We start from the raw sequence: 15113 nt of genomic DNA, 5'->3' as shown, positions 1-15113 counted from the left end.
TTTTGTGGCTGGGCCGGGGGTGTCCGGCCCGAAACACCTTAGCCGATGATGCTGTTCAGGGTCGCCGAAGGCCGCATCACCGAAGACACCTTGGCCGGGTCACCGTGGTAATAGCCGCCCAGATCGGCGGGCTTGCCCTGTGCCGCGGCCAGCTCGGAAACGATCTCGCTTTCTTTTTCGGCCAGCGCCTTGGCAATCGGCGCGAAATGGGCGGCCAGATCGGCATCGTTCCCTTGCGCGGCCAGTGCTTCGGCCCAGTAGCGGGCGAACCAGTAGTGGCTGTCGCGGTTGTCCGGCTCCCCCACCTTGCGCGAGGGGCTGCGGCCATTGTCCAGCACGCCCTGCGTCGCGGCCTCGACGGCATCGCCCAGAATCCGCGCCTTGGCGTTGTCCTTCTGATCGGCCAGGAACTTGAAGCTCTCGCCCAGCGCGCAGAATTCCCCAAGGCTGTCCCAGCGCAGATGGTTTTCTTCCATCAACTGGTCAACGTGTTTGGGGGCCGACCCGCCGGCGCCGGTCTCGAACAAGCCGCCGCCGTTCATCAGCTTCACGATCGACAGCATCTTGGCCGAGGTGGCCAGTTCAAGGATCGGGAAGAGGTCCGTCAGGTAATCGCGCAGGACGTTGCCGGTGATGGCGATGGTGTTTTCGCCCTTGGTGATGGTTTCAAGGCTGGCGCGGGTCGCCTCACGCGGGGCCATGATCTCGAACTTGTCGGCCACGCCCTTCGCCTCAAGGATGGGTTTGACGTATTTGATCAGTTCGGCGTCATGCGCGCGCGCCTCGTCCAGCCAGAAAATCGCGCGATACCCGGTCGCTTTCTGACGTTCGATCGCCAGGTTCACCCAGTCTTCTATCGGCGCCTTGCGGGCGCTGGCCGAACGCCAGATGTCACCCGCTTCGACCTTGTGCTCGTGCAACACGGTGCCATCGTCCAGAACCATCTTCACAACCCCGTCTTCGGGGATTTCAAAGGTGGTGGGGTGGCTGCCGTACTCCTCGGCCTTCTGCGCCATCAGGCCGATGTTCTGCACCGTGCCCGCGGTCGCCGGATCCATCTTGCCGTTCTCTTTGAAGAAGGCGATCGCCTCGTCATAGACCGGCGCATAGGAATTATCGGGGATCACGCAGTTGGTGTCGTGCTGTGCATCGTCCGGGCCCCAGCCCTTGCCGCCCGCCTTGATCAGCGCCGGCATCGAGGCGTCGATGATCACATCCGACGGCACGTGCAGGTTGGTGATGCCCTTGCCGCTGTCCACCATGTACATCGGCGGACGGTCTGCCATGACCTTGTCGATCTCTGCCTTGATCTCGGGCTTGTCCGCCACGCGATCCAACAGCGCGCCAAGGCCCGAGTTGGGGTTCACACCGGCGGCTTTCATCTCGTCCCCGTATTTTTCGAACACGGGTTTGAGGAATTCCTTGACCGCATGGCCGAAAATGATCGGGTCGCTGACCTTCATCATCGTGGCCTTCATGTGCAGCGAGAACAAGACACCCTCTTGCTTGGTCTTTTCGATTTCCTCGGCAAGGAAAGCATCCAGCGCCTTGGCGCTCATATAGGTCGCGTCAACGACCGTGCCCGCAGGATAGGAAACCCCCTCTTTCAACACGGTTTCACCGCTCGCACCGTCCAGCACGATCTTGGCGGTCGCGTCCTTGTCCAGCGTCGCCGCTTCTTCGTTCGAGAAGAAATCACCGCCCGACATCGCCGCCACGCGCGTCTTGCTGTCGGCGCTCCAGTCTCCCATGCGGTGCGGGTTGTTCTGGGCATATTTTTTCACCGCTGCCGCCGCGCGACGGTCCGAGTTGCCTTCGCGCAAAACCGGGTTCACCGCCGAGCCTTTGATCGTGTCGTACTTGGCCTGAATGGCCTTTTCTTCGTCATTTGCCGGCTCATAAGGATAATCGGGCAGGGCATAGCCCTGAGATTGCAATTCCTCGATCGCTTCCACCAACTGCGGCACCGAGGCCGAGATATTGGGCAGCTTGATCACGTTCGCCTCGGGCGTTTTCACCAGCTTGCCCAGCTCCGCCAGGTCATCCGACTGGCGCTGTTCTTCGGTCAGAACCTCGGGGAAGGTGGCGATGATGCGCCCGGCAAGGGAAATATCCTTGGTCCCAACGCTGACGCCCGCCGCCTTGGCAAAGCTTTCGATGATCGGAAGAAGAGAGGCCGAGGCCAGTTCGGGGGCTTCGTCGACCTTGGTATAGATAATGTCAGGAGTGTTTTCAGCCATGATTCCACGCTTTCTGAAGTTTCGGCATACCATAGTACACCGAAATCGGATAATCCATCTCTAATGTGGGTTTTACCTTGAGATGGCCGGAGTCGAAAGGTGAATGGGGTGATCTTTGAGATGATCGGACATTTGGCACAGGTCACCTCGACGGCTGGAGTGCAGGACGAAGTGGACATCGAATTTTGTGGCCTGAAGGGCGGCTAGGCGCGTTTCTCGACAACAGCCTATTCAGCCTCAGGAAAGCAACAGATTTTCGCTGAAAACGGTGTACCGGGTCACAAAAGCCTAATCTGCCGCACTCAGGATTTCACCGATTTTGAGCGCCTTCATCGGATTTCCATCGACCTTTAGTTGGCGCATCATAAACGCCTTTGCGGGATTCCTGATCCCCATTGCGATGTCGTAGAATACACGAGCGTCCGCCGTCAGAGTTATGTCAGCGGCCAGATCGCTTTCTATTGCTCCGGTTTCGTCCACAAAGAGCGTCGCCGTACCCGGCATCTCTAGCCGAACGCTGCCCTTTATCCGATTTTTGGCGCGTTTGCTCACGAGGTCTATAATTTCAGCCTTGCTTGGGTCGGTCACGGTCGTCTCCTTCGCCCGGCATAGAAGTGGTTTTCGGGTGCTGTGTCTAGTTTGACGCTGGGTCGAGATCTGAGAATTGTACTTTCGGGTTAGCCAACGGGTGAAACTTTCAACCGTCTCCCAAAACGTACGAAACTCGCGTACGTTTCGTACAAAACCCACCGCGCGCCCTGTTAACCCGCCGGGGTGCGGCGAAAAATACCGACGTGATACCGACGCATAACAGACGCGATGCAGACTGGAATTTCCCTTGTTAACGAAGAGCTTGAGCCCGATTCGCCACATTTTGGCTGCCGCCGCAGGATTTCGGGAAGATCTGGTGCCGGTGATAGGACTCGAACCTACGACCCCATCATTACGAATGACGTGCTCTACCAGCTGAGCTACACCGGCACTCGGGACGCGGCTATAGCACCGCGTGCGCCCCTGTGGAAGCGTTATTTTTCGGTTGGTTCCTCGGGTGTTTCGCCCTCATCTTCAACGATCTCGGCATCCACGACATCGCTGTGGTCGTCTTCGGATTCCTCGTTGTCTTCCAATGACTTGTCCTCGATCGCGCCAACGATCAGCGGCAGCATCTCAACACCCGTGGCCGTACTTACCGATTGGGCCGGTGGCGCTGTCCACGATAGCGTGTCGAAAGACTCGCAATTCTCGCAGATCGGCACCCACTCGGCGTGTATATGATGGCAATTGTCACACACCCATTGCGGACCGCGCGGTGCCGACAGCGCCCGCGCCAGCCAACCCTTGACCACCGCGTCCGAGGCGCCTTCGCCCCGCTCCACCGCGGCCATGATCGTCAGCGCCCGCGCATCCGGGTCCCCCTCGGCCAGATCACCCAAAGCCCGCCGCGCCGCCGGGAAGTCTTCGGCGGCGATATGCAGCTCGGCTTCAAGCAGCTTGGTCTCGCGGTTTTCGGGATGAACGCGTAGCAATTTATTGAAGCGTTTCAGGCGTTTGTCCGGCGTCTCGTCGGGTTCGATCTCGGCGAAAGCGGCGGCCAGATCGGGGTGCGGCTGAACATCCCACGCCTTCTTGATCACCCGTGTTGCATAGCGTTTCGAGCCTTGGTCGATATAACCACGCGCCGCCAAAACCGCCGCAGGCACCAGATCGGGCGACAGGCGATTGGCCTCAATGGCCGCCTCTCGCGCCTCGATGCTTTGGCCTTCCTCCAGAACCTCGCGTGCTTCCGACAAGGCCAGAACGGCATCGCGCCGTTTATGCACATCACGCGGCAGGGTGCCATATTTCAGCTTGGCATTCAGGGTCTCACGTGCGCCTTTCCAATCCTCGGTCTTGGCCTGCAATTGCAACAGCGCATCCTGCACTTCGCCATGCTTGGGCTTGAGGGCAAAGGCGGTTTCCGCCAGTTTCAAAGCGGTCTCGGTATCGCCGTCCGAGAGTTTCTGTTTCATCAGGCCACGGACACCCACGAAACGGGTATTCTCGTTTTTCAACAAGCGCTTATAAACAGATTCCGCCTTCTTGCGGTCGCCCGACATTTCGGCGGCCTGTGCCGTGATCAGGTTGGTCAGGGCCGGCTTCTTCAGGTACTTCTCGGCCTTGTTGCCCTTGGCCATGGCGACATCGCCTTCGCCCGAGGCCAAGGCAAGCAGGCCTTCGGAAAGTGCGCGATAGCCCTTTTCCTGACGGTTCCGATCGAAGTACCGCGAAAGGGCCGTTTCATCGCCGTTGATGAACTTCAGCACCGCGATCAACAGGCCCGCCAGTTTCAGGATGATCCAGATCGCCAGAACCAGAAGCACAAGCGCGATCACCGTCATCATTGGCGTCAGGTTGAACTCATACCCGGCCATGACGATTTGCACACCGCCGTCCAGTTCCAGAAGAAACCACGCGCCATAAGCCGCGGCGGCAACCAGGGCGCCGAAAACAACTATTTTAATAATCGACCAAAGCATAAAAACGCCCTTTCAGGTTCAGTTCAGGTTCTCGCCAAGCGCTTGCGCGGCGGAGATGGCATCCAACCGGCGGGCAACCTCGCCGGACCAGTCGGATAATTCGGCGCGGCCCTGTTCGGGAAGGCCCTCGATTTCGGCCAGAGCATCGGTCAAACGCCCATCCCGCAACGCGGCTTCGGCCCGGCTCAGGATGGCATCGGGGCTGTTGCCCTCTTTCGGCTCAAGCGACCGCGCGCCCAGTTGCGCAAACAGGAAATCGGAAAATCCACTAGTTTTGCCCTCACCCGTCACCACGGAACGCGACGTAGCCAATGCCTTGCGGGCCGCGTCGGGGAAGCTTTCCTGAAGTGCGGTCAGTGAGGGTACGCCATCCTCAGCAACAGCTTTAAGCGCCTCGGGAACCTGCGCACCTGTGGCTTCCAAATCGGCTAGGGCCGGGGCGAATCCGGTGCCGGATTCGAGCGCGGTTTGAATACGGGTCAGGGCGGCACGGCGCATGGTTTCCTGTGCCGTGGCTGCGGCATCTTCTTCCAGTTTTCGCGCCTCGGCCGTCATGTCTTCGATCTCGGAACGTTGCGCGGCCATGGCATCTTGTAGCGCGCGAAGCTCACGTTCGTATGCGGCAACGGCGGCATCCGAGGCCCCTTCGGTGATCGGGCGCTGTTCAACATCCGTCAGGCGTGTATCCAGCTCTGAAAGCCGGGTCTCGATCTTGCTGACCTGCGCCGAGATTTCGGAGACGGACGATGCAATTGAATCTTGTGCTGTTTCAATCCCGCTTAGGTCCGGGCTTTGAGCAGCGGCAGAGAGTTTTTCATTCAGTTCGGCAATCTGTGTCGCCTGTGTGTCGAGGGCGGCCTGAATCTCGTCTGTTTTTGGATCTTCCGAGGTCGTGCCAAAGGGCAGGAAACCGTCCGGCAGGTATTGAGCGGCGCCAATTCCGATGGCCCCTGCGGCGATACCACCCAGCAACATCGGGAAAAAACCGCCCTTGCGTGCGGCGCTTTCTTGCTGTGGAGGGGTGGGTTGAGGTTCGGGCACAGAAGACTTGGGGGCGTCTGCCTCGGAAATATCATCCGCGCTTGACGGCTCATCTGTCGCCGTTACGTCGTCTGCGTCTGCGTCTGCGTCTGCGTCTGCGTCTGCGTCTGCGTCTGCGTCTGCGTCTGCGTCTGCGTCTGCGTCTGCGTCTGCGTCTGCGTCTGCTGGTTGCTCACCAGTTACGGAAAGCTCGCTTGCAGTGTCATCCTCCGCAGTAAGCGTATCATCTGATTCCGTGGCGTCGATATCGGTGGCCGGCGTGTCGTCTGCCTGCACGTTTTCAGAGTCATCCGCGGTTGTTTCGTCCACCGTACTATCGTTTGACGATTTGTTTTTTCCAGCCACTACAATACACCCTTTCGAATCTTGCGCGCGCGATGCACTCTTGAACCTTAATGCGCAGGTTAGCAGCCCTCAAGTCGGTTGGCTTTGATCCATGCCCGTTCAGTGGCTTGCACCATGGCCATCGCATCGAGTGTTGCCGCAATGCTGATGCTGCTTGCGCGCCCTGCCGGGACTTGATCAGCGACGGCTTGGCTCATGGCCACGATATGCAGGGGGGCCTGCCAATTGGAGTGCTTTTCCTGCGCAAAGGCAAGGCGTGCACTGCGGGGGGAAAACAGCGGTAGGATGACGGGATCCGGCTTTTGCAAAAGTCGTTGGGCCTCGTCGGAGAGCGGGCATGGCCTTTGCAGGTAGATCACGGCTTCATGTGTCTCTAACCCTGCGGAAGTCAGGGTTTCTGCTAATGGGGCGGCCACGTGCTCACCTCGCAGATGAAGGCATGGGAGATTTGGTTTGTCGGCGACGATCTGTTTTATCAGACGCTCTGCATCCCCTTCGCCAACGGTTACCGTCAACCCGATGTCGCGCGCGGCCTGTCCTGTTGCCTCGCCCACGGCATAGGCGGGAATATCACGCCGGTCGGTGAGTTGCGCGAAGGCCTCGACCCCGTGACGCGAAGTGAAGATGAGGGTGCCTGTGCCGACAAGGTCGGGCAAATTGGCGCAGACCTCGATCTGCATCAGTGGAGATGTACAAATCGTACAGTTTTCGCCGAGTTTTGTACGAAGCATGCCGGCAAATGTGGTGCCCGCCGGGTCCGGCCGGGTGATCAGGATGCTTGCCGTCATCGGGTGTCCACAGTTGTCTGTTTCACACCTTGGTGTTACCTGCCTATCAGCATTCATGCAACGGGCCGCGCGATGAACAAGACCCTGACGATTCTTGGCTTGGAAAGTAGCTGTGACGATACGGCGGCGGCCATCGTGCGGGTTGGACCAGATGGGCCCGAGGTTTTGTCGTCCATAGTGCACGGGCAGACCGCCCTGCACGAGGATTTTGGCGGTGTCGTGCCCGAGATCGCGGCAAGGGCCCATGCCGAGAAGCTGGATACTTCGGTAGCTGCGGCTATGACGGAGGCTGGTGTTGGATTTGGCGATCTCGATGCCGTGGCCGTGACATCGGGGCCTGGCCTGATCGGCGGGGTCCTGTCCGGCGTGATGTGCGCCAAGGGGATCGCGGCGGGCACTGGCCTGCCCTTGATCGGGGTGAACCATTTGGCCGGGCACGCCCTGACGCCGCGCCTGACGGATGGGGTGGCTTATCCTTACCTGATGCTTCTGGTGTCGGGGGGGCATTGCCAGTTCCTGATTGTACGCGGCCCCGAGGATTTTACCCGGCTCGGTGGCACGATCGATGATGCGCCGGGTGAGGCATTTGACAAGGTCGCCCGTCTTCTGGGCCTAGTGCAGCCCGGTGGCCCGGCGGTCGAGCGTGAGGCGGCGAATGGTGATGCGGGGCGGTTCAGGCTGCCGCGGCCTCTGCTGGACCGGCCCGGTTGCGATATGTCCTTCTCCGGGTTGAAAACCGCGGTTCTGCGTGCACGGGATGCTTTGGTGGCCGAGAAAGGCGGATTGACGCGTCGGGATCGGGCCGATCTTTGCGCCGGGTTTCAGGCGGCCGTGGTGGATGTTCTGGCCGAAAAGACACGCCGCGCCATGGCGCTTTATTGTCAGGAAAACCCGGCAGAGCCAGTGATTGCCGTGGCTGGCGGTGTTGCCGCCAATGGGGCAATTCGGGCGGAATTAGAGACTGTTGCAGCGCAGTTCGAGGCAAGATTCCTGGCGCCGCCCCTGAAACTTTGCACCGATAACGCGGCGATGATTGCCTATGCCGGTGCGGAACTGTTCGCTTTGGGTCGGCGTGACGGGATGGACCTTGCGGCGCGTCCCCGGTGGCCGTTGGATCAAAGCCGCCCGGGGATGTTGGGCGGTGGCAAGAAGGGGGCCAAGGCATGATCACGGTGATGGGCGCGGGCGCTTTTGGTACGGCCTTGGCGGTATCCCTGTCCCGGAATGGGCCGGTTCGCCTGTGGGCGCATGACGCGCGCCATGTCGAGGCAATGCAACGCACAGGGCAGAACGAACGGCGTTTGCCGGGGGTTCCACTGCCAACAAATATCACGTTTTGTGCCGGGTTAGAGACGTTTTCAAGTGAGGATACGGTCCTTCTGGCGGTTCCCATGCAGCGCCTGCGCGGCGTGCTTGAAGGGCATCGGGGCGTGCTTTCGCAAGCCCGTCTTGTGGCCTGTTGCAAGGGTATGGAACTGAGTACCGGCAAAGGCCCCGTTCAGATCGTTCAGGAGATTTGCCACGCCGCGACACCCGCGATCCTGACCGGGCCATCGTTTGCGGCGGATATCGCCAAGGGCCTTCCGACGGCGCTGACCCTCGCCTGTGCGGATGTTCGGGCTGGGGAAGCCCTTCAGCAGGCCCTGACAACGCCCAACCTGCGGATTTATCGCACCAGCGATACCATCGGGGCCGAGCTTGGCGGGGCTTTGAAGAATGTCATGGCCATCGGGGCGGGTGTCGTCATGGGCGCGGCCTTGGGGGACAGTGCCCGCGCCGCCCTGATGACCCGTGGCTTTGCCGAGATGACACGCATGGCCGTGGCCTTGGGCGCCGAGCCCGAGACCCTGGCAGGCCTGTCGGGATTCGGTGATCTGGTTCTGACCTGTACTTCGGAGCAATCCAGAAACTACCGTTTCGGGCTGAGTTTGGGCCGAAACGAAGCCTTTGATCCGTCGGTTACCGTAGAGGGCGCGGCAACGGCCCGTGCGGTGCACGAAAAGGCGCAGGCCCTTGGCCTTGAAATGCCGATCACGACCGCGATCACCGGGTTGATATCTGGGGAATTGCAGGTGGATCAGGCGATGGATATGCTTTTGTCACGACCATTGAAGGAAGAATGAATGCTGATTGCCCTGATCGCCCGCGACAAGCCCGGCGCGCTGAACATTCGGAAAGCCAACCGTGAGGCGCATCTTGCATATATCAAAGAAACCGGCGTGGTCGCGCAGGCCGGGCCGCTTTTGGATGATGCAGGCGAGATGATCGGCTCTCTGGTCATTCTTGAGGTCGAGGATATGGCGGCCGCGCAGGGATGGGCCGATAATGACCCTTATGCCAAGGCGGGGTTGTTCGATTCAGTCGAATTGATCCCGTGGAAAAAGGTGATCTGAACAATGCGGTATTGGCTGTTCAAATCCGAACCCTCGACATGGAGCTGGGACGACCAGAAGGCCAAGGGCGACACCGGCGAGGAATGGGATGGTGTGCGCAATTATCAGGCCCGCAATTTCATGCGCGAGATGGCCGTGGGCGACCGCGGCTTTTTCTACCACAGCCAAAAGGAAAAGGCGGTTGTCGGGATTGTCGAAGTGATCGCCGAGGCCCACCCCGACAGCACAACCGACGATCCGCGTTGGGAATGCGTGGACATCAAGGCAATTGAGAGTGTCAAAACACCTGTGACGCTGGACATGATCAAGCAGGATGAGCGGCTGGCCGATATGGTGCTTGTCAAGAACTCACGCCTGTCCGTTCAGCCAGTGAGCGATGCGGAGTGGCGTATTGTGCGCGAACTGGCAGGATTGCCTGCGTAAAGGTCTCGTAAAAAACGGAGGGCAGCGGCGGATGCCGGTACCCTCCGTTACCCCACGTGCTCCCTACACACCACACGTGTCACTGGATTAGGTTCCGGCCATCCTGGCCTGCTGAGAACGACATTAGCGCGGGCCGTGGAAAACGCCAAACATCAAATCCGGAGGATAAGCTTCAAATGCGAATTATGCATTGGCATGATTCGATGACTTGGCAGGTGGCTGTTGATTTTAAGGCCTAAATCGTCGTGATGCCTTAGATGTGATGCTGCAATGCAGAGTTGAAAGGCCATACCGTGTCTTTCTCGAAACCGAGCAGAGCGTTGAAATCCAAGGGAAAACATTGTTCTTGTTAATCAATTTACAAAAATTGAGCTTTAGTAAGTAAATAAAATTTCCAAAAAAATACGCAGTATCAGGTACATATTCCAAAATTTACTATTTTCAATTATTGTATGCGAACGAATACGTAACTTGGGTGTCCGAAATCGCAACAATATTTCTGCGATGCCGCGTCGGGAGGAGCGGGCGGCATTCCGGGTCACAGCATCAGGGCCTTGGCGGGGGCGACTCCACCAAGGATAGAGGAGGACATTAGTGATGGACGGACCGCAAGCGTCGCAATCGGCGGCCAATCTTATTCTTTTGGGGCCGCCGGGCGCGGGCAAGGGTACGCAGGCCCGGATGCTGCAAGAGCGTTTCGGCCTTGTGCAGTTGAGCACCGGCGATCTGCTACGTGCTGCCGTGGCAGCAGGGACCGAGGCCGGTAAACAGGCCAAGGCCGTTATGGAGGCCGGTAATCTGGTGAGCGACGATATCGTCATTGCCATTCTTCGTGACCGGCTGGCCGAGGATGATTGCGCGCGTGGTGTGATCCTTGATGGCTTCCCGCGCACCACGGCGCAGGCCGAGGCCCTTGACGGGTTGATGGCGGAAAGCGGCAGCAAGATCAGTGCCGCGATCAGCCTTGAGGTGGACGACGACGCCATGGTCACCCGCGTTGCCGGGCGATTTACCTGTGCCAATTGCGGCGAAGGATACCACGACGAATTCAAGCAGCCCCGGACCGAGGGCAAATGCGACAAATGCGGTGGTACCGACATGACGCGCCGTGCCGATGACAACGCCGAAACCGTCTCGCAGCGGCTCAAGGCGTATCACGCACAGACTGCGCCGTTGATTGCTTACTACGACAACAAGGGTGCGCTGAAGCGTGTCGATGCGATGGGCGATATCGACGCCATCGCAAAAGAGCTGACCGCGATCGTCGAACAGGTGGTCGCGTAAGGGAGATCCGATTGCGCGCCTGCGCAAACGGTTAAGAGGAAACTGGAACGGGAGGGCAAGAAGTGTCCGAAGAGTCTTCTAACAACGCATATTGGAAAGCCAATCTGCGTCTTATTATCGGGAGCCTGGTAATCTGGGCCCTGGTGTCGTTCGGGTTCGGTATTCTGCTGCGCCCGGCCTTGTCGGGGATCGCCGTAGGCGGCACCGATCTGGGCTTCTGGTTCGCGCAGCAGGGGTCGATTCTGGTCTTTCTTGGCCTGATCTTCTTCTACGCTTGGCGCATGAACAAGCTGGACGCCGAACATGGCGTTGGCGAAGAGTGAGGGCCTGATAGATGGATCAGTTTACACTTAACCTGCTTTTCGTTGGCGCGTCTTTCGCGCTTTATATCGGTATCGCCATCTGGGCGCGTGCCGGATCGACCAGTGAATTCTATGCCGCCGGGCGTGGTGTTCACCCTGTCACCAACGGTATGGCAACTGCGGCTGACTGGATGTCGGCGGCCTCGTTCATCTCGATGGCGGGCCTGATCGCCTTTACCGGCTATGACAACTCGTCCTTCCTGATGGGCTGGACTGGTGGTTATGTGCTTCTGGCGCTGTTGCTGGCCCCGTACCTGCGGAAGTTCGGCAAGTTCACCGTGTCGGAGTTCATCGGTGATCGCTTCTACAGCCCCACGGCGCGCCTTGTGGCCGTGATCTGTTTGATCGTCGCCTCGACGACCTATGTGATCGGCCAGATGACCGGCGTGGGCGTGGCCTTTGGCCGCTTCCTTGAGGTCGACAACACGACCGGCCTGTTGATCGGGGCCTGTGTGGTCTTCGCCTATGCCGTTTTCGGCGGCATGAAGGGCGTGACCTATACGCAGGTGGCGCAATATGTCGTGCTTATCCTTGCCTACACCATCCCTGCGATCTTCATCTCGCTGCAACTGACCGGCAACCCGATTCCGGCCCTTGGCCTGTTCGGTGATCATGCCGCATCGGGTGAGCCGCTTCTGGCCAAGCTGGACCAGATCGTGACCGAGCTGGGCTTTAACGAGTACACGGCGCACCACGCCGATACGCTGAACATGGTGCTGTTCACCCTGTCGCTGATGATCGGGACCGCCGGTCTGCCGCACGTGATCATGCGCTTTTTCACCGTGCCGAAAGTGGCGGATGCCCGTTGGTCGGCCGGTTGGGCGCTTGTCTTTATCGCCTTGCTTTACCTCACGGCCCCGGCTGTGGGTGCCATGGCGCGTCTCAACATCACCGAGCTGATGTGGCCGGAAGGCACAAGCGGTCAGGCCGTTTCGGTCGAACAGATCGAAAGCGATCCGGCGTATGACTGGATGGCGACGTGGCAGACGACCGGCCTTCTGGGTTGGGAAGACAAGAACGGCGATGGCCGTATTCAGTATTACAATGATGGTAATGCCGAGATGCAGGCCAAGGCCGCCGAAGCCGGTTGGGAAGGCAACGAGCTGACCAATTTCAACCGCGACATCCTTGTTCTGGCCAACCCCGAGATCGCCAACCTGCCGGGTTGGGTGATCGGCTTGGTGGCGGCTGGTGGTCTGGCCGCGGCCCTGTCCACGGCGGCGGGCCTGTTGCTGGCGATTTCCTCGGCGGTAAGCCACGACCTGATCAAGGGTCAGTTCAACCCGAACATCAGCGAAAAGGGTGAACTTCTGTCGGCCCGTGTCGCGATGGCGGTGGCCATTGTCGTGGCCTCCTACCTGGGGCTGAACCCGCCGGGCTTTGCGGCGCAGACGGTGGCGCTTGCCTTCGGTCTGGCTGCGGCCTCGATCTTCCCGGCGCTGATGATGGGCATCTTTACCAAGGTGAACAACAAGGGCGCCGTGGCGGGGATGCTGGCCGGTCTGATCGTGACGCTGGTCTATATCTTCCTGCACAAGGGGTGGTTCTTCATCCCCGGCACGAACAGCTTCACCGATGCCGATCCGCTGCTTGGCACGATCAAGTCGACCTCCTTCGGGGCAGTCGGTGCGATGATCAACTTCGCGGTGGCCTTCATCGTGTCGAAGTCGTCCGATCCGATCCCGCAGGAAATCGACGATCTGGTCGAAAGTGTCCGCGTGCCAAAAGGGGCAGGCGCGGCAGCCGCCGACCACTAATGCGATACAACAAGGGGCGCTATTGGCGCCCCTTGTTCCTTCCCCTTGCCATTTCGCATAGACCGGGGTGTCTTTTAGACAGATCGTTTCTAGTTTTCGCCATCCGACAGGAGCGCCTTGCATGGTAGACGACCCCGCAGACATTCTGCACATCCTGACCCAGAATGCCCCTTTTGACATGCTGCCCGACGGCAAGCGGCGCGCGCTTGCCGAAAAGGCGCAGCGTGTCACGGTGCCTGCGGGGCATATCCTGTTCAAGGAAGGTGCACCGATCGAGGGGCTTTATATTGTTGAAAGCGGGGCGCTTGATATTGAAGCCAGCAACGCCGACCTGATTTCGCAGCGGGGTCCGGGGGACATCATGGGCGAGCGTGGCCTGCTGCGGGATGGCCGTGCGATGCTGACGGCCCGTGTGACCGAAGACAGCCAGCTTATCGTGATTCCTGCAAAGGTTTTTCTGGCACTGCTGGAAGACAGTGACGAATTGTCGGCTTGGTTTGGCCGCTCAGCCCCGACCGAGGGCGACCGGGATGAAGGCCCTTATGCGACGGGTCTGACCGCCTTGCAGGTCTCGGACCTGATGGCGACAACGCCGGTGACCTGCCCGGAAAGCAACACGGTTACCGATGTTGCCCGCGTGATGCGGGACAAGAAGATTTCCTCGGTTCTGGTGATGGAGGATACCACCCTGACTGGGATCGTCACCGTACATGACATGACCAATAAAGTGCTGGCCGAGGGCCTGAGCGGGGATATATCGGTGGCGCAGGTCATGACGCCGAGGCCGATGACGATCACGCCCGATAGCCTTGGGCTGGATGCGTTGATGATGATGTCGGATCACGGGATCAACCACCTGCCCGTGGAATCGCGGGGCCGCATCGTGGGGATGATCGGTAAGACCGATCTCTTCCGTCGCCAGGCCGCCACGGCCAGCCACATGATCGCCGATATCGTGCAGGCCGAAGATGCCGAGACCATGGCGCGTGTCATGGAGCGTGTGCCGGAACTCTTGTCGCAACTCGTCAGTGCGGGCACCCGGCCACAGGCGGTGACACGCCGGATCACCGACATAACTGATGCGATCACCCGCCGCCTTCTGGCTCTTGGCGAGGAAAAACTCGGCCCGGCGCCGGTGCCGTATCTTTGGCTGGCTTGCGGTAGCCAGGGACGGCGCGAACAAACCGGGCAATCGGATCAGGATAACTGCCTAATCCTGCATGATGACATGACGCCTGAACACGATGCTTATTTTGCCAATCTGGCGCAATTCGTGAGTGACGGCCTCAATACCTGTGGATTCGTCTATTGCCCCGGTGACATGATGGCCACCAACCCCCGCTGGCGGCAACCCCGCCGCGTTTGGCGCGAGTATTTCAAGGGATGGATCGCGCAACCCGACAATGAGGCACAGATGCTGGCCTCGGTCATGTTCGATTTGCGCCCGATTGCGGGCGATGAAAGCCTGTTCGAAGACATGCAGGCAGAAATTCTACGCCTTGCGCGCAAGAACTCGATCTTCGTGGCGCACATGATTTCCAACTCCCTCAAACACACGCCGCCCCTCAGCCTGTTCAGGGGGTTTGCCCTGATCCGGTCGGGCGAACACAAGAACATGGTAGACCTCAAGCATTCCGGCGTGGTGCCGGTGGTCGATCTGGGCCGGATTTATGCCCTTCAGGGCGGGTTCGAGGCGGTGAATACACTGGATCGTATCGAAGAGGCACGTGATAGGGGCGTGATTTCCAAATCGGGCGCCCATGACCTTTTGGATGCCTACGAGTTGATTGCTGAAACCCGTTTGCGCCATCAGGCCTATCAAATCCGCAACGGTGAGGCGCCGGATAACTTTATGGCGCCCGGGGCGCTTTCGGAACTGGAACGCAACCACCTGCGCGATGCCTTCATGGTGATCAAGACCATGCAATCGGCGGTCGGGCAGGGCAAAGGCGCATTGGGGTAAA

The 15113-nt window shown here is 59.6% G+C and carries 13 protein-coding genes and 1 tRNA gene; 8 read left to right on the top strand and 6 right to left on the bottom strand.

Features of this window, described 5'->3' with window-relative positions:
• Positions 1 to 38: 38 nt before the first annotated feature.
• The 6 genes from FDP25_RS08645 to FDP25_RS08620 form a co-directional block, all read right to left on the bottom strand.
• Entirely contained in the window at positions 39 to 2240 is a 2202-nt protein-coding gene (locus FDP25_RS08645; protein ID WP_172982777.1) for an NADP-dependent isocitrate dehydrogenase, read from the bottom strand.
• A 288-nt stretch (positions 2241 to 2528) separates the two neighbouring features.
• Positions 2529 to 2828 carry an SCP2 sterol-binding domain-containing protein gene (locus tag FDP25_RS17055; RefSeq protein WP_172982776.1) on the bottom strand — a complete coding sequence of 100 codons (300 nt, stop codon included), beginning with the start codon at positions 2826 to 2828 and terminating at the stop codon, positions 2529 to 2531.
• A gap of 317 nt (positions 2829 to 3145) precedes the next feature.
• Positions 3146 to 3221: transfer RNA gene (locus FDP25_RS08635), tRNA-Thr, on the bottom strand.
• A 44-nt stretch (positions 3222 to 3265) separates the two neighbouring features.
• Positions 3266 to 4756, bottom strand: coding sequence for a heme biosynthesis protein HemY (locus tag FDP25_RS08630; RefSeq protein ID WP_154150828.1), 1491 nt, complete (start codon positions 4754 to 4756; stop codon positions 3266 to 3268).
• 18 nt (positions 4757 to 4774) lie between these two features.
• Positions 4775 to 6106 (bottom strand): COG4223 family protein, encoded by a 1332-nt coding sequence (locus FDP25_RS08625; RefSeq protein ID WP_154150826.1) that lies wholly within the window; start codon positions 6104 to 6106, stop codon positions 4775 to 4777.
• Positions 6107 to 6201: 95 nt separating this feature from the next.
• Positions 6202 to 6822, bottom strand: a complete 621-nt coding sequence (locus FDP25_RS08620) for a uroporphyrinogen-III synthase (RefSeq protein ID WP_172982775.1) — start codon at positions 6820 to 6822, stop codon at positions 6202 to 6204.
• Positions 6823 to 7002: 180 nt separating this feature from the next.
• On the opposite strand from FDP25_RS08620, the gene tsaD reads away from it, so the two are divergent.
• From tsaD to FDP25_RS08580, 8 genes are all read left to right on the top strand, one after another.
• Positions 7003 to 8097: a tRNA (adenosine(37)-N6)-threonylcarbamoyltransferase complex transferase subunit TsaD gene (gene tsaD / locus FDP25_RS08615; protein ID WP_154150822.1), complete on the top strand. Its 1095-nt coding sequence runs from the start codon at positions 7003 to 7005 to the stop codon at positions 8095 to 8097.
• Positions 8094 to 9053, top strand: coding sequence for an NAD(P)H-dependent glycerol-3-phosphate dehydrogenase (locus FDP25_RS08610; RefSeq protein WP_154150820.1), 960 nt, complete (start codon positions 8094 to 8096; stop codon positions 9051 to 9053). Before tsaD ends, FDP25_RS08610 begins: the two co-directional genes overlap by 4 nt.
• Entirely contained in the window at positions 9054 to 9323 is a 270-nt protein-coding gene (locus FDP25_RS08605; protein ID WP_154150818.1) for a YciI family protein, read from the top strand.
• A gap of 3 nt (positions 9324 to 9326) precedes the next feature.
• Complete coding sequence (locus tag FDP25_RS08600; protein ID WP_154150816.1) at positions 9327 to 9746, top strand: EVE domain-containing protein; 420 nt, start codon at positions 9327 to 9329, stop codon at positions 9744 to 9746.
• A 597-nt stretch (positions 9747 to 10343) separates the two neighbouring features.
• Positions 10344 to 11030, top strand: a complete 687-nt coding sequence (locus FDP25_RS08595; RefSeq protein WP_154150814.1) for an adenylate kinase — start codon at positions 10344 to 10346, stop codon at positions 11028 to 11030.
• Positions 11031 to 11092: 62 nt separating this feature from the next.
• Entirely contained in the window at positions 11093 to 11353 is a 261-nt protein-coding gene (locus tag FDP25_RS08590; RefSeq protein WP_343031997.1) for a DUF4212 domain-containing protein, read from the top strand.
• A gap of 11 nt (positions 11354 to 11364) precedes the next feature.
• Entirely contained in the window at positions 11365 to 13149 is a 1785-nt protein-coding gene (locus FDP25_RS08585) for a sodium:solute symporter family protein (protein ID WP_154150812.1), read from the top strand.
• 121 nt (positions 13150 to 13270) lie between these two features.
• Positions 13271 to 15112, top strand: coding sequence for a DUF294 nucleotidyltransferase-like domain-containing protein (locus FDP25_RS08580; RefSeq protein ID WP_154150810.1), 1842 nt, complete (start codon positions 13271 to 13273; stop codon positions 15110 to 15112).
• Position 15113: the final 1 nt, after the last annotated feature.

The organism is Roseovarius bejariae, assembly GCF_009669325.1.
Lineage (GTDB): Bacteria > Pseudomonadota > Alphaproteobacteria > Rhodobacterales > Rhodobacteraceae > Roseovarius > Roseovarius bejariae.
This window is presented reverse-complemented; position numbering and strand designations above follow the sequence as displayed.